Source organism: Sulfitobacter sp. (genome assembly GCF_036960155.1).
Taxonomy (GTDB): Bacteria; Pseudomonadota; Alphaproteobacteria; order Rhodobacterales; family Rhodobacteraceae; genus Sulfitobacter.
Genome location: NZ_JBALWB010000005.1, coordinates 208,816 through 230,297, shown reverse-complemented (window position 1 = coordinate 230,297; position 21,482 = coordinate 208,816). Strand labels below are relative to the sequence as shown.

Genomic DNA, 21,482 nt, shown 5'->3' with positions numbered 1-21,482 from the left:
AACAGACGGCAGGTGCATGGCGTGCCAGCAGCATAAGGACACTCGAGATGATACCAGTTCAAGGCATGCAAGGGCAACGTGTTGCGGTTTTAGGGCTAGGGCGTTCTGGCCTATCTGCTGCGCGTGCGCTCAAGGCAGGCGGCGCTGTGGCGGTGTGTTGGGATGATAATCCACCTGCACGCGCAGCGGCCGAGGATGAGGGTTTTGAGTGTATTGAGTTTACTAAGGCAGGCGCTTTTGACGGCATTGCCCGTCTGATCGTCAGCCCGGGTATTCCCCATCTTTATCCCACACCAAACCCCGTTGTTGCAGCGGCATTGGCGGCTGGCGTTCCTGTGGACAATGACATCGGTCTGTTTTTCCAAAGCTTCGCAACGTCGGAATGGAACATGTTTGATATCGCGCCGCGCATCGTTGCGGTGACGGGTTCAAACGGGAAATCAACCACTTCGGCGTTGATTCATCATATTCTTGAACATGCGGGCCGCAACTCGCAACTGGCTGGAAACATCGGACGTGGCGTGCTGGATATTGAGCCGGCCCCCTCGGGCGGCGTGGTTGTGTTGGAGCTGTCGAGCTACCAAACCGATCTGGCACGTAGCCTGACACCGGATGTGGCCGTGTTTACGAACCTTAGCCCCGATCATTTGGATCGCCATGCAGGTATGGGCGGTTACTTCGCTGCCAAACGCCGCTTGTTTGCTGAAGGTGGACCTGACCGCGCGGTGATTGGCGTGGACGAACAAGAAGGCGCGTTTTTGGCAGGCCAACTCAGCGAAGCGGCGGTGGATGACCGCGTGATCCGTGTCAGTGTAGACCGCAAGCTGACTGGCCCCGGGTGGCAGGTTTTTGCCCGTAAAGGGTTCCTGAGTGAATACCGCAATGGCAAACAGGTCGCCTCGATTGATCTGCGCGAAATCGCTGGATTGCCGGGATCACACAATCACCAAAACGCCTGTAGCGCTTATGGCGCATGCCGTTCTCTTGGATTGGCACCGAAACTGATTGAGGCCGCATTCCATAGCTTTGGCGGCCTTCCGCACCGCAGCCAAACGATAGGTGAAAAGGGCGGTGTGCGGTTTGTGAATGACAGCAAGGCGACAAACGTGGATTCCGCGTCCAAAGCACTGGCTGCCTTCAAGAACATCCGCTGGATTTGCGGCGGCCTTGAAAAAGCGGGTGGACTGGATGGGCTTGCCGCATCTTCAGCCACAGTGAAAAAGGCTTATGTGATCGGGCGTGAGGCGGCAGGCTTTGCCATGCAGCTCAACGTCGAGACAGAGGTGTGCACAACGATGGATGTTGCCGTCGCACGTGCAATCGCCGACTCTGAAGCAGGCGATGTGGTGCTGCTTGCGCCAGCAGCAGCCAGCTTTGATCAATACGACAGCTTTGAAAAGCGCGGCGATGATTTCACGCAGTTGGTAAAGGCGCATATTGAGGCCGCGTAATTACTTGGCTGCGTTCAGTGCGCTGGCCGCTGCCATGGCAGAGGACCACGCCCATTGAAAGTTGTACCCGCCTAACCATCCTGTCACATCGACCGCTTCGCCGATGAAATACAGGTTGGGATGGTCCTTGCTCGCCATTGTGCGGGCGTTCAGCGCGTCTGTATCAATGCCGCCCAAGGTGACTTCGGCGGTGCGGTAACCTTCCGTGCCATTTGGCGTGAGCTGCCAATCACGCAAATCATCCATCAACGCGCTTAGACGTTTATCGGACCAATCCGCCAGATTACCAGTTAAGTCGAACACGCCGGACAGATGCTCAACCAAACGAGAGGGCAGGTGACGCGCCAACTCGTTTGTGAAATTACGCCGCCCCGCTTCTTGGCGTTGGCTGCGCAGAGCCTCGTACATGTCGCTGGGCACGATATCGAGGCTGATTGGTGTGCCTTCGGTCCAATAGGAAGATGCCTGCAAGATTGCAGGGCCTGACAGCCCGCGATGGGTGAACAGCAGCGCTTCTTCAAATACGGGACCATCAGCATGAACGCGCGACGGAACAGCCACGCCTGAGATCTCGGCAAAGCGGCCATCGGGGAAGGTGAAGGGCACCAATGCGGGCTGTGTGTCGGTGACGGGCAGGCCAAATTGTTGGGCAATGTCATAGGCAAAACCCGTTGCGCCCATCTTGGGGATCGATTTTCCGCCTGTGGAAATGATCAAGTTCTTGGCCGTTACTTTGTGTGTTTTATCAGCAGTTTGCAGTGTGAACGTGAAGTTGTCGTTTAACTTCTTTACGTCGCTAATGCTGCTATTGAGGTGCATGTTCACTTCGCGGTCTTTGATCAGCGAACCAAGCATCGCAATGATGTCTTTTGCGCTATTGTCACAAAACAACTGGCCTAGGGTTTTCTCATGCCATGCGATGCCGTGGGCCTCGACCAAGGCAATAAAATCCCACTGGGTATAGCGCGCCAAGGCGGATTTTACGAAATGCGGATTTGTGCTGATAAAGGCCTGAGGATCGGTATAAAGGTTGGTGAAATTACACCGCCCACCACCTGAAATACGTATCTTTTCCCCAGCGGCTTTTGCGTGATCCACCAGTAGCGTACGCCCCTCAAGGTGGGCAGCACACATCATGCCAGCTGCGCCGGCGCCAATTATTGCATTATCAAATTCCATATTGGTGGGGTGCCTTAACCTGCTGGGGTGGTCAAGCTCTCTCAGAGAGTTGGAGGTAATTGTGTTAGCGCGATCTGTCGGGGAAAGGTGGCGATACAAAAGCATGCAAAGACTCTAGCCGCGCAGCGATTTAGGCGTTATAGATAAGGCTAGACCTCCGAAAAGGGGGCATGACAGGCAGTGTAAGGCACGTACCCATGACAGAAATGGTTTATGGCGCAGTTCCCGTACGGGACGGCGAACCAATCCTCCCCAAGTGGTGGCGGACGCTTGATAAATGGGCTTTGTCCTGCATTCTGATGCTGTTTGGCGTTGGAATGTTGTTGGGGCTGGCTGCATCACCTCCGTTGGCGGAAAAGAACGGATTTGAGCCGTTTCACTACGTGCAGCGACAAGCATTTTTTGGCGGCTTGGCCATGATTGTGATGATGCTGACATCGATGATGTCGCCCACAATGGTGCGCCGGCTAGCTGTTGTAGGTTTTATAGGTGCCTTTATTGCGCTGGCGCTGTTGCCCGTATTTGGAACTGACTTCGGTAAAGGCGCAACGCGCTGGTACAGTCTTGGTTTCGCGTCGGTTCAGCCCTCTGAGTTTTTAAAACCGGGATTTGTGGTCATTGCTGCATGGATGATGGCGGCAAGCCTTGAGATCAACGGCCCGCCGGGTAAGGCGTGGTCTTTTGGCCTGTGTATCACCATTGTTTTGATGTTGGCGTTACAGCCTGACTTTGGTCAGGCCTGTTTGGTGCTGTTTGCATGGGGTGTGATGTATTTTGTTGCTGGCGCGCCGATGGTGCTATTGGTGGGGATGGCTGGTCTGGTTGTTCTGGCGGGCACGTTTGCTTACTCTAGCTCGGAACACTTTGCGCGCCGTATTGATGGTTTCCTGAGCGTGGATGTTGATCCAACAACACAACTGGGGTACGCGACAAATGCCATCCGCGAAGGCGGTTTGTTTGGTGTTGGTGTGGGCGAAGGCGAAGTGAAATGGTCACTTCCTGATGCGCATACTGATTTCATCATCGCGGTTGCCGCTGAAGAATACGGCCTTGTGCTGGTGCTATGCATTATAGCGCTTTACGCGTCGGTTGTTGTGCGTTCCCTGCTGCGGTTGGTGCGTGAACGTGACCCGTTTATCCGCCTTGCGGGCACAGGCCTTGCCTGCATGTTCGGTGTGCAGGCGATAATTAACATGGGTGTGGCTGTTCGCCTGTTGCCAGCCAAGGGTATGACATTGCCGTTTGTCAGTTACGGGGGCTCTTCGGTTATTGCGTCGGGTATCGCACTTGGGATGTTGCTGGCTTTTACTCGCACACGCGCCCAAGGTGAGATCAGCGCATTATTGTCGCGAGGTAGATCATGAGTAATCCACCCCTTCTTGTTATAGCTGCTGGTGGCACGGGCGGGCATATGTTTCCTGCGCAAGCCCTGGCCGAAGTGATGCTGGCACGTGGTTGGCGCGTCAAACTCAGCACTGATGCGCGCGGCGCACGGTACACCAGTGGTTTTCCTGATGCGGTTGAGATCGAACAAATTGCCAGCGCAACCTTTGCACGCGGTGGTTTGCTGGCAAAGGCCTTAGTACCGATGCGGATTCTTAGCGGCACGTTGAGTGCAGCCATGCGCATGATGCGAGACAAGCCTTCCGCGGTTATCGGCTTTGGTGGATATCCTTCTATTCCCGCACTCGGAGCCTCATGGATGCTGCGCTTGCCGCGTATGATCCATGAACAAAACGGCGTTCTGGGCCGTGTGAATGAGATTTTTTCCAAACGGGTAGATGCCGTTGCATGTGGGACGTGGCCTACGACTTTGCCAGAAGGCGTTGAGGCCTTTCACGTCGGGAACCCAGTGCGCGCAAGCGTTTTAGAACGTGCTGGCGCAGCCTATATCGCACCGGGTGATTACCCGATGGAAGTGTTGGTCATGGGCGGCTCACAAGGCGCGCGTATCCTGAGTGATGTGATCCCACCCGCAATTGCAGCCCTGCCAATGGAGATGCTGCGCAATATCCGTGTGAGCCATCAGGCCCGCGAAGAAGACGGCACACGTGTTGCGCAATATTACGCAGAAAACGGCATCAACGCAGATGTTCAACCGTTCTTTCATGATGTGCCGCGCCGCATGTCGGAGGCGCAATTGGTCATCAGCCGCTCTGGCGCGTCCTCAATTGCGGACCTCACCGTTATTGGACGCCCGTCTATCCTGATCCCCTTTGCTGCGGCCGCTGGCGATCATCAGGTTGCAAACGGGCATGGATTGGTTGAGGCCGAAGCCGCAATCATGATCCGCGAAGATGCGGCCAACCCAGAAACATTGACCGAACATATTGAAATGATCCTGTCCGACGGCGCTGCGGCCCTAACAATGGCCAACAAAGCGCTGTCTTTGGGCAAGCCTGAAGCCGCTGAAACGCTTGCTGATATGGTTCAAAACCTCACCCTTAAGGAGCCCTCCTGATGAACGCCGCAACCAAATTGCCCGGAGACGTGGGCGCCATTCATTTTGTCGGTATTGGCGGCATTGGCATGTCAGGTATTGCTGAGGTTCTGTTGAACCATGGCTATCAGGTTCAGGGCTCAGATCTGAAAACCACTCCAATCACCGACCGTCTGGCCGAATTGGGTGCCAAGATTTTTGTCGGACAGCAGGCCGAAAATATTGAAAATGCGCAGGTGATTGTCATTTCATCCGCGATTAAGCCGGGCAACCCAGAGCTGGACGCGGCACGTGCAATGGGCCTCCCGATTGTGCGCCGCGCCGAGATGCTGGCCGAATTGATGCGCCTGAAATCAAACATCGCAATTGCAGGCACTCACGGCAAAACGACAACAACAACGATGGTTGCGGCGTTGCTGGATGGCGGCGGATTTGATCCTACCGTTGTGAATGGCGGGATCATCCACGCTTATGGCTCCAATGCGCGCAAGGGCGAGGGAGAGTGGATGGTTGTCGAAGCAGATGAAAGCGACGGCACCTTTAACCGCCTGCCAGCGACCATTGCGATTGTCACCAACATCGACCCAGAGCACATGGAGCATTGGGGCACGATCGAAAACCTGCGTCAGGGCTTTTTGGATTTCACCTCCAACATCCCGTTTTACGGCGTGGCTGTATGCTGCACGGACCACCCCGAGGTTCAAAGCCTGGTTGGTAAGATCACGGATCGCCGTGTCATCACGTACGGGTTTAACGCACAGGCCGACGTGCGGGTTGTGGGGCTACATTACAAAGCGGGTGTAGCGCATTTTGACGTTCATCTGCAAAATGAAGACATTGTTATCAAAGACTGTGAACTGCCGATGCCGGGTGATCACAATGTCTCAAACGCGCTGTCCGCTATTGCCGTGGCACGGCATTTAGGCATGAAGGGCGATGAAATTCGCGAAGCTCTCAAGAACTTTGGTGGCGTGAATCGCCGCTTTACGAAGGTGGGCGAAGTTGATGGCGTGACGATCATTGATGACTATGGCCACCACCCTGTTGAGATCGCAGCCGTGCTCAAGGCCGCGCGTCAATCGACAGAGGGCCGTATCATAGCCGTGCATCAGCCGCACCGTTATTCACGCCTGAGCCATCATTTTGATGAGTTCTGCGCCTGCTTTAATGATTGCGATGTTGTAGGCATTGCCGATGTTTATTCCGCAGGCGAGGAACCGATTGAAGGGGCTGACCGTGATGCACTGGTTGCAGGGTTGATCCAACATGGTCACCGCCATGCACGCCGTGTTGATGGGCCTGATGATCTGGCCCGCCTTGTCGCGGAACAGGCCCGCCCGGGTGATATGGTTGTTTGCCTCGGGGCTGGTACGATCAGCGGTTGGGCCAACGGCCTGCCCGACGCATTGCGCGCCTTAAAAGGGGTAGCAGCGTGATGTTTGCGACTAAGACTATTTTAATAAAAGAAGCATTGTCATGACAGTTGTTTGGTTGAGCATCGGATGGGTTTTTGCCTCGGTTGGCGTAGCATGTTTGCCTATGCGCAAACAGTATATTCCCGGTGTGGCGCTGCTGTTGTGCGCGCCTGTGCTGATCATCCTGATTGGTATGCAATTTGGCTGGGTCTTTGCGCTATTGGGCCTTGCGGCCTTTGTTTCTATGTTCCGCAACCCGTTGCGGTATATTGCTGCGCGGTTGCGCGGTGAGAATCCGGAGATCCCTGAATGAGCCTTTCCCTAATTCTTTCGTGTCTATGGGCGCTGATTGCCAATGTTCTGGCCATGACGCCCAGCCGCGATCTGCATTGGCGCAATGCCTACATTCTTGTGGCCGTTGGCATTCCTATCTTGGGGTATGTTGTGTTCCAACATGGTCCTTGGGTCGGACTGCTGGTGCTTGCTGGGGCCTGTTCAGTTCTGCGCTGGCCAGTGATTTATTTAGGTCGTTGGTTGCGCCGCGCTGGCGGCAACAGCCCTGCGGAGTAACTCTGGTATGTTGTATCTTTTAGTTGGAGGACTGGCTCTCTGGATGTTCGGATGCGGCTATGCGGGCTACAATAAGCGTTTTGGGCTGTTCTTTGTAATTCTTGTGGTTGGAATGTCGTTGAACACTGTTTGGATGGTTCTAGGGTTGGATGCGCGTCCGTTTTCGCCCCCCGCAATGACGGCACACCTTGCTGCATTGATGTATGCTATCTGCGCGGTTGGCACGGGGTTTCTGGCAGGTCGTTTGATCCGCGGATTTCGCGAAAGCAAAGTTGACGGTTCATGAGCGATTTCCCAGTGCCGCGCGGCAAGTTGACCCCGCAACGTGACCTGTCAGAACTGACTTGGCTGCGGGTTGGTGGCCCTGCTGATTATCTTTTCCAACCTGCTGACGTTGCCGATTTACAGAGCTTTTTGCGTGATCTGCCAAAGGATGTGCAGGTCTTTCCTATGGGCGTTGGCTCTAACCTGATTGTGCGTGACGGCGGTTTGCGCGCATTGGTAACGCGCTTGGGGCGTGGGTTTAACAGTATTGAGATTAGCGATGGTGAAGTGACTGCTGGCGCTGCAGCGCTGGATGCGCATGTCGCACGGAAAGCGGCAGACGCGGGGCTGGACCTGACGTTTTTGCGCACGATCCCGGGCAGTATCGGCGGCGCTGTGCGTATGAATGCGGGTTGTTATGGTACCTATACTGAGGATCACTTTGTGCGTGCCAACGCGGTGACACGGGCAGGGGACCTTGTCACGCTCAACGCCGATGATCTGAATTTCCAATACCGCCAAAGCGAGTTGCCCGAGGGCGCTGTCATCATCAATGCGACTTTCGCGCCGCCCTCTGGTGATCCCGCCACGCTTCATGCGCGGATGGCAGATCAATTGGCAAAGCGGGACGCAACCCAGCCTACAAAAGACCGCAGCGCAGGGTCGACGTTTCGAAATCCGGCGGGTTTCAGCTCAACAGGGCGGGACGACGATGTGCATGATCTTAAGGCATGGAAGGTCATCCAAGATGCTGGAATGAAAGGGGCAACGCGTGGCGGTGCGCAAATGTCGCTCAAACACGCTAATTTCTTGATCAATACTGGGGATGCGACGGCAGCAGACCTCGAAGGGTTGGGCGAAGAGGTGAGAAAAAAGGTTTACGATTCCAGCGGTATCACGCTAGAATGGGAAATTATGCGAATAGGCGAAAAGTAAACGTCAGTTTGCACGAAGTAATGTCGCAATAAGCGGCAAACTAATAAACAATAAGGGCCAAAAGGCCCGGGACATTGAGGCACTGGGTTATGTCGAGCAGGACAAACCCGACAGTGGCGGTACTCATGGGTGGCCCCTCGGCAGAACGAGAGGTGTCACTCGACACGGGACGCGCATGCGCGAACGCCCTGCGGGAATATGGATACGAAGATGTGGTTGAGGTCGATGCTGGCCCCGACCTTTGTGCTGTTTTAACGGCGCTGAAACCTGATGCTGTGCTTAATTGTTTGCATGGCCGCTGGGGTGAAGATGGTTGTGTTCAAGGTATCCTTGAATGGTTGAAAATTCCCTACTCTCATTCCGGTGTTTTGGCCTCTGCTGTGGCGATGGACAAACAACGTTGCAAAGACATCTTTCGCGCCGCTGGTCTGCCTGTGGTGCAAAGCGTTATTGTTCCCTCGGACGAGGTGCGCAGCCGTCATGTTATGACGCCGCCCTATGTGGTTAAGCCAAACAACGAAGGTTCCTCGGTAGGGGTCTATCTGGTCGAAGCCGAAAACAACGGCCCGCCGCAACTGGATGCCGATATGCCTGATACCGTTATGGTTGAAACATTCGCGCCGGGCCGCGAATTGACAACAACGGTCCTTGGGGATCGCGCCCTGACGGTGACCGACATCATCACCACGGGTTGGTATGATTACGACGCAAAATACAAAGAGGGCGGATCAAGCCACGTTGTGCCTGCGGACATACCGCAGGACATCTTTGACCTGTGCATGCAGTACGCCTTGCGCGCGCATACCGCATTGGGGTGCCGCGGCGTGAGCCGTACTGATTTCCGGTGGGATGAGACGCGCGGTGTTGACGGATTGATCCTTCTTGAGACAAACACACAGCCCGGCATGACCAGCACATCGCTTTCGCCCGAACAGGCCCAAGCAACTGGCATGAGCTTTCCAGCGCTATGCGCATGGATGGTGGAGGACGCGTCATGCGGGCGTTGAGACGTAAAAAAACAGCCGCAGGTCGCGCAGATCCTGCGCCATCGCGTTGGTCATGGCGTTTACAGCGTTTGATGCTGACACCAGGCATTCGCCTGACTTTGCGGGCGGGCATTCCGTTTTGCATCACACTGGCAGCTGGCACATGGTACCTCGCGGATGAAGGGCGTCGCGGCGCAATTGAGCAAACCGTCGCAGAGGCCCGCGCGGCAATCCAATCGCGCCCGGAATTTATGGTTAATTTGATGGCCGTTGATGGTGCCAAAGATGAATTGGCAACCTACATCCGCGAAAGCCTCCCGCTCGATTTTCCGATCTCCAGTTTTGATCTAGATTTGACTGCGATGCGCGCCACCGTCACTGAAATTTCGGCTGTTAAGTCAGCATCTGTGCGCATTCGTCCCGGTGGGGTTTTGCAAATAGACGTAGAGCAACGCAAAGCTGTTGCATTGTGGCGTACTGAGGATGGCCTCGCGTTGGTGGATGAAAACGGCATTTATGTTGCTGGCGCTACCAGTCGCCATGCACGCCCTGACTTGCCGTTGATTGCAGGTGAAGGCGCAAATGAACACGTCAAAGAGGCGTTGGACCTTATTCAAGCGGGGGCCCCTTTAGGGGACCGGTTGCGCGGGTTGGTGCGCATGGGAGCGCGACGTTGGGATGTGGTTTTGGACCGCAATCAGCGCATCCTGTTGCCGGCCCAAGAGCCACAGCGCGCGCTAGAGCGCGTGATTGCCCTTGAAGGGGCCCAAGATATTTTGACCCGCGATGTTGCGCGGGTGGACATGCGGCTGGCACGCCGACCAACAGTGCAAATGACAAATGAGGCCGCCGAAGAACGGATGGCCCAACAGGCAGCGTTTAGGGCAAAAAACAAATGAACGATTTATATGACAGCCAGCGCACAATGCGGCAAATGCGCAAGCTCGCGATGCAGCGTGGAGTGGTTGCTATTTTGGATGTGGGTAGCTCAAAGATCGCGGCATTGGTGCTGCGGTTTGACGGTACCGCGCGTCTTGATGACGAGGGCGAGATTGGCTCACTTGCGGGGCAATCCGGCTTTCGCGTGATTGGTGCCGCAACAACGCGTTCGCGCGGTGTGCGCTTTGGTGAAATCACGGCGATGGGTGAAACCGAGCGCGCCATTCGCACCGCTTTGCAGGCGGCCCAAAAGATGGCAGGCATCCGTGTAGATCACGTGATTGCGTGTTTCAGTGGTGGCGATCCGCGCAGCTATGGTTTGGATGCGCAAGTATCGCTAGAGCATCAAGTGGTCACCGAAGACGACGTCGCACGTGTGCTGAGCAGTTGTGATGTACCGGAATATGGTGAAGGCCGCGAAGTATTGCACGCCCAGCCCGTTAACTTTGCGCTTGATCATCGCAGTGGTTTGATCGATCCGCGCGGCCAGTTGGGCAATGAACTGAGTGTTGATTTGCATATGCTGACGGTGGATGCAGCGGCCATTCAACATCTGGCCTATTGCATCAAACGCTGTGATCTTGAACTGGCTGGCATTGCGTCATCGGCCTACGTGTCCGGCATTTCGTCACTGGTTGAAGATGAACAAGAGTTAGGCGCGGCCTGTATCGATCTGGGGGGCGGCGCAACGGGCGTGTCGATCTTTATGAAAAAGCACATGATCTATGCGGATAGCATTCGCATGGGTGGGGATCACATTACTTCCGATATTTCCATGGGCCTCCAAGTGCCCACCGCTAATGCTGAACGGATCAAGACATTTTACGGGGGGGTTCAAGCCACAGGCATGGATGACCGTGAGATGATAGAAATCGGTGGTGAGACGGGGGACTACGAACATGACCGCCGTACCGCCAGCCGAGCCGAACTGATCGGTATCATGCGTCCGCGTGTTGAAGAGATCCTTGAAGAAGTCCGCGCACGTTTGGATGCGGCAGGTTTTGATCACCTCCCAAGCCAACAGATCGTTTTGACAGGCGGCGGGAGCCAGATCCCTGGCCTTGATTTGATGGCAACAAAGATTTTGGGACAACAAGTGCGCCTTGGACGCCCGTTGCGCGTACACGGTTTGCCTCAGGCTGCTACAGGTCCCGGGTTCTCGTCGGCAGTAGGGCTTGCGCTGTTTGCGGCCAACCCGCAGGACGAATGGTGGGACTTTGATATTCCTGCCGATCGCTACCCGGCGCGCTCGCTTAAACGCGCTGTGAAGTGGTTCAAAGACAACTGGTAATCCCCAAGTTAATTGGAAGATGACCCGATTTGTGGACACCCCCGTCAATTATTTATGGTTTTGAACGGGTGTTTCCATAGCACCGTTGCCTGTATTGCCATCCTCATCGGCAGATGTTCGCCATCTAATGCTAATGTAACGTAGTTTTGTCCAAAAAATGTGACGACGCAGCATCCATATGGGTGACGTTTCAGTATGGGCATGCTAAAGTGACCTCACAATAAGCCCTACAAAAGGGCAGTTCAGGTCGAGCAGGACCTCCATAGTTATCATTTTAGATTTTTCGCACACCTGATGTGTTGCGAACCCGTTGTTGTGTAGTGCTCCAAAGTCGTTTGACCGCTAGATTTGCCGCCATAGGCGAGATATCGCGTGAAAACTGTGAAAATATGCCCATATTTTGTGTTGAAAGTGGCTTTTTTACGTGACGATTGCCGTCGTGGTGTCTAAAGTTAGTAAAAACTGGGACATACGACCCGCGCGGTGTGGGCAAAAAAAGAACAGGCGGAACCAAAATGACTTTGAACCTTACAATGCCGGGACAGGAAGATCTAAAGCCACGCATTACCGTTTTCGGTGTTGGCGGGGCAGGCGGTAACGCAGTCAACAACATGATCGAGAAAAATCTCGACGGCGTTGACTTCGTTGTGGCCAACACTGACGCGCAAGCGCTTCAGCAGGCTACCGCAGAAAACCGCGTTCAGCTGGGTATCAAAGTGACCGAAGGTTTAGGCGCGGGGGCACGCCCCTCTGTCGGAGCCGCGGCCGCCGAAGAAAGCATTGAGCAAATCGTTGACCATCTTGCAGGAGCGCACATGTGCTTTATCACTGCGGGCTTGGGCGGTGGTACTGGTACAGGTGCTGCGCCGATTATCGCACAGGCCGCGCGTGAGCTGGGTGTTCTGACTGTTGGTGTTGTGACAAAGCCGTTCCAGTTTGAAGGTGCAAAGCGGATGCGTCAGGCCGAAGATGGCGTTGAGGCACTGCAAAAGGTTGTTGATACGCTGATCATCATTCCGAACCAGAACCTGTTCCGTCTGGCCAATGAAAAAACCACCTTTACCGAAGCATTCTCACTGGCTGATGATGTTTTGTATCAAGGTGTTAAAGGCGTGACTGACCTGATGGTCCGTCCAGGCCTGATCAACCTCGACTTTGCTGATGTTCGCGCCGTGATGGACGAAATGGGCAAAGCCATGATGGGTACAGGCGAGGCAGAAGGCGAAGATCGCGCTATCCAAGCCGCCGAAAAAGCAATTGCCAACCCGCTGCTGGACGAAATCAGCCTGCGCGGCGCCAAAGGCGTTCTGATCAACATCACCGGTGGTGCCGATCTGACGTTGTTCGAACTGGACGAAGCGGCAAACCGCATCCGCGAAGAAGTCGACCCAGAAGCAAACATCATCGTGGGTTCCACACTGGACGAAACACTTGGCGGCTTCATGCGCGTGAGCGTTGTTGCAACAGGTATCGATGCATTGGACGTAAACACAGACATGCCTGTGCCGCGCCGTTCCATGTCTCGTCCGCTGAGCAATGAAGTTCTTGAAGAAGCCGCACATGTGCCAGCGCGCGCACCTGCAGCAGCACCTATCGCTGCTCAAGCAGAGCATCAGCAGGTTGCAAGTGAGCCGCAAACGCCAAGTTTCTTTGATGATGCACCTCAGCAAGTAACCCGTGCCGAAAAGCCACGCGACATGTTTGAGGGTCGTCGCTACGAGCCCGTACAAGAAGCCGCTGATGATGTGCCTCCTCCTGCATACACGCCTGAACCAGTTGCATATGCGCCAGAGCCTGAGTACCTTGAAGCTGAGCCTGAAGCGTTCATTGCGCCGCGTGCTCCGACTCCGGGAACACCTTCACCTGAAGCGATGGCGCGCCTCCGTGCCGCGGCCCAACGCGCAACACCTTCCGAACAACCGCGTGCGCAAATGCAGACTCCTGCGCCCGCACCAGCACCTCAGCAACAAGCGGCTCCTGCCGCTCAAGGTGAGCGTCCACGTTTCGGTATCAACTCGTTGATTAACCGCATGACAGGAGCGCAAGAAGGTGAGGCGCAACCACGTGCTGCAGCCCCTAGCCAGCCTGCGCGTCAGCAGCCACCAGTGCAAAGTCAACAAAGTGCGGCGGCCCCTCAGCCCCGTCAGGAAGCTGATCCGGAGCAAGACCGCATTGAGATCCCTGCATTCTTACGCCGTCAAGCAAACTAAAACCATCATTTCGTGATGTGAGAGGCCGCCTTTGGGCGGCCTTTTTCGTTTTAAAGCAGTGTCTTGTAAGTGCCGAAGCGACAATGTGCCGGTTTGTGACAGTCATGTTTCAGTTGGTTGCAATGATTGATTTGAATGCTGAGTGCTGGCTTCGTATCTAGGATGCAATCAGGTGAAAACTTGAATCAAAACCAGAGGCGGCAACGTGCAGAATACTGTAAAAACAGCGATCAGCTTCGCAGGGAAGGGCCTGCACTCAGGTAAACCTGCGACAGCAACCGTGCTGCCAGCCGCGCCTGACCATGGTATTTGGTTCAAACGTACCGATGTGCAACTGGGTGATCGTATGATCCCTGCGCGTTGGGATGCGGTTAATCGCTCACCACTCTGTACCAAATTAGAAAATGCAACTGGCTTACAGATTTCTACTGTAGAGCATTTGATGGCGGCTTTGGCTGGCTGTGGAATTCACAATGCTCTCGTTGAGATTGATGGCCCCGAAGTGCCAATCTTGGACGGTTCTGCGGCGCCGTTTGTACGCGGCATTATGGAGCAGGGCGTTCAAATGCAAGCTGCGCCCGTGATGGCATTTGAAGTTCTGAAAGAAATTACGGTTCGGGATGGCGATGCCGTTGCGACACTTGCGCCTTCCGATACCCTGCGGATCGATTTTGAAATTGATTTTGCAGATGCGGCGATAGGGCACCAGAAAAAGTCCTTGGTTATGAACAACGGGTCCTTCGCTCGTGAACTGTGTGACAGCCGCACCTTCTGCCGTCAGGCGGATGTGGATGCGATGCAGGCGAATGGTCTCGCGCTCGGTGGTGAAGCTGGCGAAAATGCGGTTGTTTTTGATGGCGATACCGTTCTTAGCCCCGGTGGCTTGCGTCACACAGATGAGCCTGTGCGCCACAAAATGTTGGATGCACTGGGCGATTTGGCGCTGGCTGGCGCGCCGTTGCTGGGTCACTATACGGGAACCCGCGCGGGTCATTCTTTGACAAATACACTGTTGCGCGCATTGTTTGATACGCCGGATGCTGTGCGTTTAGTCCAGTGTGACGGCGCAATGGCGTCGCGTTTGCCTGGTCATGGTCTTGTTTGGGATGAAATTCCTGCGGTCGCTTGAACCGATAATATCTATGACGCGAAATACAAAGCCCGAAGCAATTGCTTTGGGCTTTTTCACAAAGTAGGAAATGGGCGTTTTGCACCGGTAAATAGTGTGCTAACACCATGGTTAAACAGGGGCGAAACCCTTGAGTATGATGCAAGCGGTAAGAGAATAAGGATGGCCAAGGATGGGTTTTGGAGGGTCTGCAAGACGTCTTTCCGTCACGCTGGTGGCTGTAGTGGCGCTCAGTGCGTGTAGCGGCACACAGGATTCAGGGCGGTTTACGAAGAATTTCTTTAATCCACAGGAAATTCCTCTAGAGACATACACGCCCGAGCAAATTTTTGAACGCGGCGAATTTGAGCTGAATAACAAACGTCCAAGTGAGGGTGCGTTTTATTTTGCTGAAATTGAACGGCTTTATCCCTATTCGGAATGGGCCAAACGGGCATTGATTATGCAGGCGTTCGCCTATCATCAAGATGCTGACTATCCCAACAGCCGCTCAGCTGCGCAGCGATTCATTGATTTTTATCCAGATGACGATGATGCCGCCTATGCGGCGTATCTTCTGGCCCTCAGCTATTATGATCAGATTGATGACGTAGGGCGTGATCAGGGCCTGACCTTTCAGGCACTACAAAGCCTGCGTCAGGTCATCGAACGTTATCCCGATAGCGAATATGCACGGGGTTCTATTCTTAAATTCGATTTGGCGTTTGACCACCTTGCTGGCAAGGAAATGGAGATCGGCCGCTACTATCTGCGCCGCGATCACTATACTGCCTCCATCAATCGTTTCCGCGTTGTTGTTGAGGATTTCCAAACCACGACGCACACTGCCGAAGCATTGCACCGCTTGGTCGAGGCATACCTTAGCCTTGGTCTGACGGATGAAGCGCAGACAGCAGGGGCGATCCTAGGGCACAACTATCAATCGACCGAATGGTATGAGGATAGCTACAAGCTGCTCAAAGGGAGCGGATTGGAGCCGAAATCGTTTGGCAATAACTGGTTGTCCTCGATTTACCGTCAAACGCTGAAAGGCGAATGGATTTAACATGCGCATGCGCATGCCTGTGACGGATACACTCTAATGCTGCGCGGTCTTGATATTTCGGACATGCTAATCATTGAACGACTGGAGTTAAACTTCCAGTCGGGTCTAAACGTGCTCACGGGTGAGACGGGGGCGGGTAAGTCTATCTTGCTCGACAGTCTTGGTTTTGTGCTGGGGTGGCGCGGGCGTGCAGATTTGGTGCGCCAAGGGGCTGCACAGGGCGAGGTCACCGCATGGTTTGATCTCTCAGAAGGCCATCCTGCGCATGCAGTGCTCGCAGAGGCCGGGCTTCCCGGAGGAGACGAGCTGATCTTGCGTCGGATCAATACAGCGGAAGGGCGCAAAACGGCATGGGTCAATGACCGCCGTTGTTCCGGCGAAGTATTACGCGCCCTTAGTGAAACATTGGTAGAGCTTCACGGACAGCACGATGATCGTGGCCTTCTGAACCCACGTGGTCACCGCACGATTTTGGATGCCTTCGGTTCCCTTGACGGCGCGCGCGCGAAAGTGCGCAAAGCATGGAGTGAGATGGCGCGCACCCGCAAGGTCGAAGCCGCGGCCGCCAAAGCCCAAGACGAGATCCGTGCCGAAGAAGAGTTCTTGCGTTACGCAGTGGCCGAGCTGGACAAGCTGCGCCCCGAAGAAGGGGAGGAAGCAGCCCTCGATACCCAACGCCGATCGATGCAAGGCGCAGAGAAAATTCGCGCAGATGTGGTGAACGCCTATGAGGCAATGGGCCAAAGTGGTGCTGAGGCGCAGCTTGCCGATGCATTCCGTTGGCTTGATGGTGCCGTAGCGCAGGCCGAAGGTTCGCTTGAGGAACCAATGGCTGCATTGAACCGTGCCATGGTTGAACTAGACGGCGCCATGGAAGGTGTTGTGGCTGCAATCGAGCTGATGTCATTCGATCCGTATGAATTGGAAAACATCGAAGAACGGCTGTTTGCCATTCGCGGACTTGCGCGTAAACACGAAGTACAGCCCGATGAGTTGGCAGGTTTTGCCGATACGCTGCGTGCCAAGCTGGATGCACTGGATGCAGGCGATGCCGAGCAGGCCAAGCTGCAGGCCGAGGTGAAAGCCGCTGAATCTGCTTATGACGCGGCGGCCTCAGCACTGAGTGCTGCGCGGGCTAAGGCAGCCATAAAGCTGGACAAAGCCGTAAGTGGGGAGCTTGCGCCGCTTAAGATGGAGCGCGCAGTATTTGCCACGCAAATTACGCCTGAAACCGAAGGCCCAGAAGGGCGCGATGCGGTTTCCTTTACTGTGGCCACAAACCCCGGCGCACCAGCAGGGCCGCTGAACAAGATTGCATCCGGCGGTGAGCTGAGCCGCTTTTTGCTGGCGTTAAAGGTGTGCCTGACCCAAGGCCAAACCGGACTTACGCTGATATTTGACGAAATCGACCGCGGTGTGGGTGGTGCGACGGCAGATGCAGTAGGTCGTCGGTTGGCCGCCATCGCATCTGAGGGCCAAGTGCTGGTTGTGACCCACTCACCGCAAGTGGCGGCGCTGGGGGCGCATCATTGGCGGGTTGAAAAATCGGTGACCAAGGGCATGACTACAACAAATGTTGTACCTCTAAACGATGCCGAGCGTGTTGATGAGGTGGCGCGCATGGTATCAGGGGACACAATCACCGACGCCGCACGCGAGGCTGCTCGCGCCTTGTTGAGCGCCTGACGCTTGAAAATGCGGATGCAAAATGATTTCCGCTGGGGCACATTGGAACAATGCCCACCCATTGAAAGACACCCATGACCGAGCCGACCCGCTCATTCTTACTCCAGCAGCTGACGATGCTTTTCGACAGCATAAAGGAAGGGTGGCGTGTATTGCGCCAAAAGGGTCCCAGCAAGATTACATTCTGGTTCATTGCCTTGCTGATCGGGATTGCAGCTGGGTTTGCTGCGCTGTTTTTTCGCAAAGGCATTAACTGGCTTCAACAGACGTTATATGGCACCGATGATGTTCAGCATTTACACAGCTTTATCAGCGCCTTGGATTGGTATTGGATCATTTTGATCCCAACAATTGGTGGGCTGGTTTCTGGGTTGATCCTGCACCATTTCACCAAGGATGCGCGGGCGCGTTCGGTGGCGGACGTTATTGTCGGATCCGCGCTGCACGAAGGGCGGGTTGAAACGCGGGCTGGGCTTGCATCAGCTCTTGCTTCTCTGGTGACACTTGGAACGGGTGGCTCATCCGGGCGTGAAGGGCCAGTGGTTCACCTTGCGGCGGTGATAGCGACACGGGTCAGTCACCGGATAAATGCGGACGGGATCACAGGCCGTGATCTGCTGGGCTGTGCTGTTGCTGCTGCTGTATCAGCCAGCTTTAATGCACCCATTGCAGGCGCTCTTTTTGCATTAGAAGTTGTCTTGCGCCATTTTGCCGTACACGCGTTTGCGCCCATCGTTATTGCCAGTGTGGCGGGCACGGTGATCAACCGTTTAGAATTTGGCGGCGTCACAGAGTTCAAGCTCCCCACGATGGGAGATTTGCAATTCTACGTAGAATTACCAGCCTTTTTACTGTTGGGACTGACCTGTGGTTTGGTCGCTGTTGTGCTGATGCGCGCTGTCTTTTGGGCGGACGATTTAGGCAATCATATTCAGGCCAAAATTAAACTGCCGCGGTATCTGCGCCCTATGATAGCGGGCGGGTTGTTGGGTATCATTGCCCTGTGGTTCCCGCATATTATTGGCGTTGGATATGAGACAACTTCCCTTGCCCTGACGGGTGAATTGGCTCTGCATGAGGCGACTGTTTTTGCCGTGCTAAAGGTGTTGGCCGTAGCGATTACCGTTGGCGGACGTATGGGGGGCGGGGTGTTTTCGCCGTCCTTGATGGTTGGCGCTTTGGTGGGGTTGGCGTTTGGCCTGATCGCAACAGGGGTGTTTCCCAATGTGTCTGGTTCCGCGTCGCTTTATGCGCTTGCGGGAATGGGGGCTGTGGCTGCCGCCGTTTTGGGTGCGCCGATATCGACAACCTTGATTGTGTTCGAATTAACAGGGGATTGGCAGACGGGCTTGGCGGTGATGGTCGCCGTTAGCATGTCTACGTCCCTTGCTTCAAAGCTCGTTCACCGTAGCTTTTTCCTATCCCAGATCGAGCGTCGCGGCATTCACCTTGCTGCAGGACCGCAAGCCTATTTGCTGGCCATGTTTAGTGCTGCAAAAACCATGCGCACTATGGATCACCCTAGGGCGGCAAATGAGGAACGCTGTTGGGAGATGATCGGTGAGGGGCTGTATCTGGACGGTGCAGCAACGTTGGAAATCGCGATGCCGGTTTTCGAGAGTTCCGGTGTGCAGTTTTTACCAGTTGTTACTTTGTCAGCAGACGCCGCACCGCCAGAGCTATTAGGCGCGCTGTTCCATGTGGATGCACTGCGCGCCTATAATCGTGCACTGGCAGCAACGGCTGCCGAAGAACACTCTTAGATATTTTCGACTGTGATTTCTTCTACATTGTGGAAGGCAAGATGATCGCGAATGCGGGCAACGTCTTCATTGGGGTTTTCATAGGACCACACAGTGTTTTCCAATGTCCTGCTTTTGGTCACTACGCTGAAATAGCTTGCGTCACCTTTGTGCGGGCAGTGTGATGTTTTGTCGCTGGTATCAAGGAAGGCCATGGCGATGTCTTCACGTGGAAAATAGATAACGGGGGGGTAATCACCCTCAACCAGTTCCAGTGCATTTGTAGATTCACCCAGCACGGCTCCCCCCGCGCGAACGGTCCAAACGCCTTCTGCTTTGCGAATTGTAATATGTTTTACCATTATTTCCCCCCATACGTCATCAATATGTGCACCTCAAATGGGTGCAGTTGCCGCATTTAACCACTCTTTGGCGGTGGCCGAAACCCGTGGGCCGATTTTGCTAGCGACCTGAGCGTGATAATCATTGAGCCACTCACGCGCAGCGGGCTCCAGTAAGTCTGTCATAATCAGGCGGCGATCAATAGGCGCAAAGGCAAGCGTGCGCCAGTCCAGCATTTCGCGGTGCGCATCTCCACCCTCTAGGGAAGGTGCATTTTGAACTACCAGCAGGTTCTCGATCCGGATACCAAACGCACCTTCGCGGTAATACCCTGGCTCGTTGCTTAGGATCATTCCGGCTTGCAGTGGCACAGTACTGACGCGGCTAAGGCGTTGAGGGCCTTCATGCACGCTTAGATACGCACCAACCCCGTGACCAAGCCCATGATCAAAATCCTGACCCGCCAGCCACAAAGGCATCCGGCCTATGGCCTCGATGTGCGCACCAGCTAGGCCTGTGGGCCAGCGCAGGCGGCTCATGGCGATCATGCCCGCCAGAACGCGGGTGAAGGCCTCACAAGCTTCCTGAGGCGGGGTGCCCATCGCAACAGTGCGGGTGATATCCGTGGTGCCATCAAGATACTGGCCGCCACTGTCCAGCACTATCAGGTGACCGTCTTCCAGCGTGCTGTCGGTCTCTTCGGTCACGCGGTAATGCATGATCGCGCCGTTAGGGCCTGTACCAGCGATGGTTTCAAAACTGATATCTTGCAGGCCATTGTCGCGGCGGCGCAATGTTTCAAGTTGGGTGACAACTTGGGTTTCGGTCACGCTGCCAATGGCTTGCGCATCCAGCCAACACAGCATTTCAACCATTGCAGCGCCGTCGCGAAGGTGCGCTTCGGCCGCGCCTTCAATCTCGGCGGTGTTTTTGCAGGCCTTTGGGAGTGCGCAGGGTTCCGCGCCCTTGGTTGCTTTGTCGCCCAAAGTGTCAGCAACAATCTGAGGCACAGTGGTGCCATCTATGCGGACAGGACCAGTGAGTGATTTTAAAGCGTCCAAAAAGGTGGAAGGTGCGTGCAAACGTACCTCATCTCCGAGATGCGCTTTTAGCCCGTCATATTTTGAGGGCTCCGAGAACAGATCAACAGTGCCGTCTGAATGTAAAACGGCAAATGCATGTACAACCGGATTTCGCTCAATATCTGCGCCGCGGATGTTCAAAAGCCAGCAAATGCTATCGGGCAGGGTGATCACGGCTGCCTGTTCGCCTTCTTCAATCAACGTTTGCGCAAGACGCGCGCGTTTGGCTGCATGTGTTTCACCCGCAAATTCAAGGGGGTGGATTTTGGCTGGTTCCATCGGCGGGGCAGGTTGATCGGACCAGATCGCATCCACCAGATTGGCGCATTGCACCAATTCAACACCGCTGCCTGTCAGTGTTTTTTCTGCTTGTGCGATTTGATCAACGGTATGCAACCACGGATCAAAACCTACACGCCCCCCTTGGGGCAACTGTTCGCGCAGCCACTGCGCCATTGTGACCTCGGGCCAAGGCACTGGCGTATACACATCTGCAACTTGTGCTTTGACTTGGGTGCGGTAACGGCCATCAATAAAGACGCCAGCGATATCGTTCAGCGTCACGCAAAATCCGGCTGAACCCGTAAATCCAGTGAGCCACGCAAGGCGGGCATCACGGGCAGCGACGTATTCGCCCTGATGGGCATCCGCGCGTGGAATGATGAAACCGTCCAACTTTTCAGCGGTAAGTTGCGCGCGCAGTGCGATCAGGCGGGGTGGCCCTTGCTCTGGACGGGCTGTGACCTCGAATGATTGAAACACTGCGTTCCCTTTC

At 55.0% G+C, this 21,482-nt stretch carries 19 protein-coding genes; 16 read left to right on the top strand and 3 right to left on the bottom strand.

What is annotated here, in order from left to right; translation table 11 throughout:
• Nucleotides 1–47 precede the first annotated feature (47 nt).
• Nucleotides 48–1,451, top strand: coding sequence for a UDP-N-acetylmuramoyl-L-alanine--D-glutamate ligase (gene murD, locus V7775_RS13755; protein WP_335752477.1), 1,404 nt, complete (start codon nucleotides 48–50; stop codon nucleotides 1,449–1,451).
• Here murD and V7775_RS13750 read toward each other — a convergent pair whose 3' ends face one another.
• On the bottom strand, nucleotides 1,452–2,630 hold the full coding sequence (locus tag V7775_RS13750) for an NAD(P)/FAD-dependent oxidoreductase (RefSeq protein ID WP_335752476.1): 1,179 nt from the start codon (nucleotides 2,628–2,630) through the stop codon (nucleotides 1,452–1,454).
• Nucleotides 2,631–2,827: 197 nt separating this feature from the next.
• Here V7775_RS13750 and ftsW point away from each other — a divergent pair, with 197 nt between their 5' ends.
• The 15 genes from ftsW to V7775_RS13675 all read left to right on the top strand — a co-directional run bounded on the left by ftsW (nucleotide 2,828) and on the right by V7775_RS13675 (nucleotide 19,304).
• Nucleotides 2,828–3,994 (top strand): putative lipid II flippase FtsW, encoded by a 1,167-nt coding sequence (gene ftsW / locus V7775_RS13745; protein ID WP_335752475.1) that lies wholly within the window; start codon nucleotides 2,828–2,830, stop codon nucleotides 3,992–3,994.
• Entirely contained in the window at nucleotides 3,991–5,091 is a 1,101-nt protein-coding gene (murG, locus tag V7775_RS13740) for an undecaprenyldiphospho-muramoylpentapeptide beta-N-acetylglucosaminyltransferase (RefSeq protein ID WP_335752474.1), read from the top strand. The genes ftsW and murG overlap by 4 nt, the downstream gene beginning before the upstream one ends.
• The gene (gene murC, locus V7775_RS13735) at nucleotides 5,091–6,506 is read left to right on the top strand and encodes a UDP-N-acetylmuramate--L-alanine ligase (protein WP_335752473.1); all 1,416 of its coding nucleotides are present in this window, start codon (nucleotides 5,091–5,093) and stop codon (nucleotides 6,504–6,506) included. Before murG ends, murC begins: the two co-directional genes overlap by 1 nt.
• Before the next feature lie 40 nt (nucleotides 6,507–6,546).
• A complete protein-coding gene (locus V7775_RS13730; RefSeq protein WP_335752472.1) occupies nucleotides 6,547–6,798 on the top strand; it encodes a DUF2484 family protein in 252 nt (83 codons plus the stop codon).
• Nucleotides 6,795–7,055 (top strand): DUF2484 family protein, encoded by a 261-nt coding sequence (locus tag V7775_RS13725; protein ID WP_335752471.1) that lies wholly within the window; start codon nucleotides 6,795–6,797, stop codon nucleotides 7,053–7,055. The genes V7775_RS13730 and V7775_RS13725 overlap by 4 nt, the downstream gene beginning before the upstream one ends.
• 7 nt (nucleotides 7,056–7,062) lie before the next feature.
• Nucleotides 7,063–7,341 carry a hypothetical protein gene (locus V7775_RS13720; RefSeq protein ID WP_335752470.1) on the top strand — a complete coding sequence of 93 codons (279 nt, stop codon included), beginning with the start codon at nucleotides 7,063–7,065 and terminating at the stop codon, nucleotides 7,339–7,341.
• Nucleotides 7,338–8,255: a UDP-N-acetylmuramate dehydrogenase gene (murB, locus tag V7775_RS13715; RefSeq protein ID WP_335752469.1), complete on the top strand. Its 918-nt coding sequence runs from the start codon at nucleotides 7,338–7,340 to the stop codon at nucleotides 8,253–8,255. The genes V7775_RS13720 and murB overlap by 4 nt, the downstream gene beginning before the upstream one ends.
• Before the next feature lie 125 nt (nucleotides 8,256–8,380).
• The gene (locus V7775_RS13710; RefSeq protein ID WP_335752530.1) at nucleotides 8,381–9,262 is read left to right on the top strand and encodes a D-alanine--D-alanine ligase; all 882 of its coding nucleotides are present in this window, start codon (nucleotides 8,381–8,383) and stop codon (nucleotides 9,260–9,262) included.
• Nucleotides 9,250–10,140, top strand: a complete 891-nt coding sequence (locus tag V7775_RS13705; protein ID WP_335752468.1) for a cell division protein FtsQ/DivIB — start codon at nucleotides 9,250–9,252, stop codon at nucleotides 10,138–10,140. Before V7775_RS13710 ends, V7775_RS13705 begins: the two co-directional genes overlap by 13 nt.
• Nucleotides 10,137–11,471 (top strand): cell division protein FtsA, encoded by a 1,335-nt coding sequence (gene ftsA / locus V7775_RS13700; protein WP_335752467.1) that lies wholly within the window; start codon nucleotides 10,137–10,139, stop codon nucleotides 11,469–11,471. The genes V7775_RS13705 and ftsA overlap by 4 nt, the downstream gene beginning before the upstream one ends.
• 515 nt (nucleotides 11,472–11,986) lie before the next feature.
• Nucleotides 11,987–13,681, top strand: a complete 1,695-nt coding sequence (ftsZ, locus tag V7775_RS13695) for a cell division protein FtsZ (protein WP_335752466.1) — start codon at nucleotides 11,987–11,989, stop codon at nucleotides 13,679–13,681.
• Nucleotides 13,682–13,886: 205 nt separating this feature from the next.
• Entirely contained in the window at nucleotides 13,887–14,810 is a 924-nt protein-coding gene (lpxC, locus tag V7775_RS13690; protein WP_335752465.1) for a UDP-3-O-acyl-N-acetylglucosamine deacetylase, read from the top strand.
• Between the two features lie 172 nt (nucleotides 14,811–14,982).
• Nucleotides 14,983–15,855, top strand: a complete 873-nt coding sequence (locus tag V7775_RS13685; RefSeq protein WP_335752464.1) for an outer membrane protein assembly factor BamD — start codon at nucleotides 14,983–14,985, stop codon at nucleotides 15,853–15,855.
• 36 nt (nucleotides 15,856–15,891) lie between these two features.
• The gene (gene recN / locus V7775_RS13680) at nucleotides 15,892–17,541 is read left to right on the top strand and encodes a DNA repair protein RecN (RefSeq protein WP_335752463.1); all 1,650 of its coding nucleotides are present in this window, start codon (nucleotides 15,892–15,894) and stop codon (nucleotides 17,539–17,541) included.
• Between the two features lie 74 nt (nucleotides 17,542–17,615).
• Nucleotides 17,616–19,304, top strand: a complete 1,689-nt coding sequence (locus V7775_RS13675) for a chloride channel protein (protein WP_335752462.1) — start codon at nucleotides 17,616–17,618, stop codon at nucleotides 19,302–19,304.
• Here V7775_RS13675 and V7775_RS13670 read toward each other — a convergent pair.
• Nucleotides 19,301–19,645, bottom strand: coding sequence for a DUF427 domain-containing protein (locus tag V7775_RS13670; protein ID WP_335752461.1), 345 nt, complete (start codon nucleotides 19,643–19,645; stop codon nucleotides 19,301–19,303). The genes V7775_RS13675 and V7775_RS13670 overlap by 4 nt on opposite strands.
• A 33-nt stretch (nucleotides 19,646–19,678) precedes the next feature.
• On the bottom strand, nucleotides 19,679–21,469 hold the full coding sequence (locus tag V7775_RS13665; RefSeq protein ID WP_335752460.1) for an aminopeptidase P family protein: 1,791 nt from the start codon (nucleotides 21,467–21,469) through the stop codon (nucleotides 19,679–19,681).
• Nucleotides 21,470–21,482: the final 13 nt, after the last annotated feature.

What these genes read in the sequence shown, in the direction of transcription:
- murD (WP_335752477.1), top strand. Translation starts at nt 48, where the DNA reads ATGATACCAGTTCAAGGCATGCAAGGGCAACGTGTTGCGGTTTTAGGG.
- murG (WP_335752474.1), top strand. Translation starts at nt 3,991, where the DNA reads ATGAGTAATCCACCCCTTCTTGTTATAGCTGCTGGTGGCACGGGCGGG.
- murC (WP_335752473.1), top strand. Translation starts at nt 5,091, where the DNA reads ATGAACGCCGCAACCAAATTGCCCGGAGACGTGGGCGCCATTCATTTT.
- ftsZ (WP_335752466.1), top strand. Translation starts at nt 11,987, where the DNA reads ATGACTTTGAACCTTACAATGCCGGGACAGGAAGATCTAAAGCCACGC.
- V7775_RS13725 (WP_335752471.1), top strand. Translation starts at nt 6,795, where the DNA reads ATGAGCCTTTCCCTAATTCTTTCGTGTCTATGGGCGCTGATTGCCAAT.
- ftsA (WP_335752467.1), top strand. Translation starts at nt 10,137, where the DNA reads ATGAACGATTTATATGACAGCCAGCGCACAATGCGGCAAATGCGCAAG.
- murB (WP_335752469.1), top strand. Translation starts at nt 7,338, where the DNA reads ATGAGCGATTTCCCAGTGCCGCGCGGCAAGTTGACCCCGCAACGTGAC.
- V7775_RS13750 (WP_335752476.1), bottom strand. Translation starts at nt 2,630, where the DNA reads ATGGAATTTGATAATGCAATAATTGGCGCCGGCGCAGCTGGCATGATG.
- ftsW (WP_335752475.1), top strand. Translation starts at nt 2,828, where the DNA reads ATGACAGAAATGGTTTATGGCGCAGTTCCCGTACGGGACGGCGAACCA.
- V7775_RS13685 (WP_335752464.1), top strand. Translation starts at nt 14,983, where the DNA reads ATGGGTTTTGGAGGGTCTGCAAGACGTCTTTCCGTCACGCTGGTGGCT.
- V7775_RS13710 (WP_335752530.1), top strand. Translation starts at nt 8,381, where the DNA reads ATGGGTGGCCCCTCGGCAGAACGAGAGGTGTCACTCGACACGGGACGC.
- V7775_RS13720 (WP_335752470.1), top strand. Translation starts at nt 7,063, where the DNA reads ATGTTGTATCTTTTAGTTGGAGGACTGGCTCTCTGGATGTTCGGATGC.
- V7775_RS13675 (WP_335752462.1), top strand. Translation starts at nt 17,616, where the DNA reads ATGACCGAGCCGACCCGCTCATTCTTACTCCAGCAGCTGACGATGCTT.
- V7775_RS13670 (WP_335752461.1), bottom strand. Translation starts at nt 19,645, where the DNA reads ATGGTAAAACATATTACAATTCGCAAAGCAGAAGGCGTTTGGACCGTT.
- V7775_RS13705 (WP_335752468.1), top strand. Translation starts at nt 9,250, where the DNA reads ATGCGGGCGTTGAGACGTAAAAAAACAGCCGCAGGTCGCGCAGATCCT.
- V7775_RS13730 (WP_335752472.1), top strand. Translation starts at nt 6,547, where the DNA reads ATGACAGTTGTTTGGTTGAGCATCGGATGGGTTTTTGCCTCGGTTGGC.
- recN (WP_335752463.1), top strand. Translation starts at nt 15,892, where the DNA reads ATGCTGCGCGGTCTTGATATTTCGGACATGCTAATCATTGAACGACTG.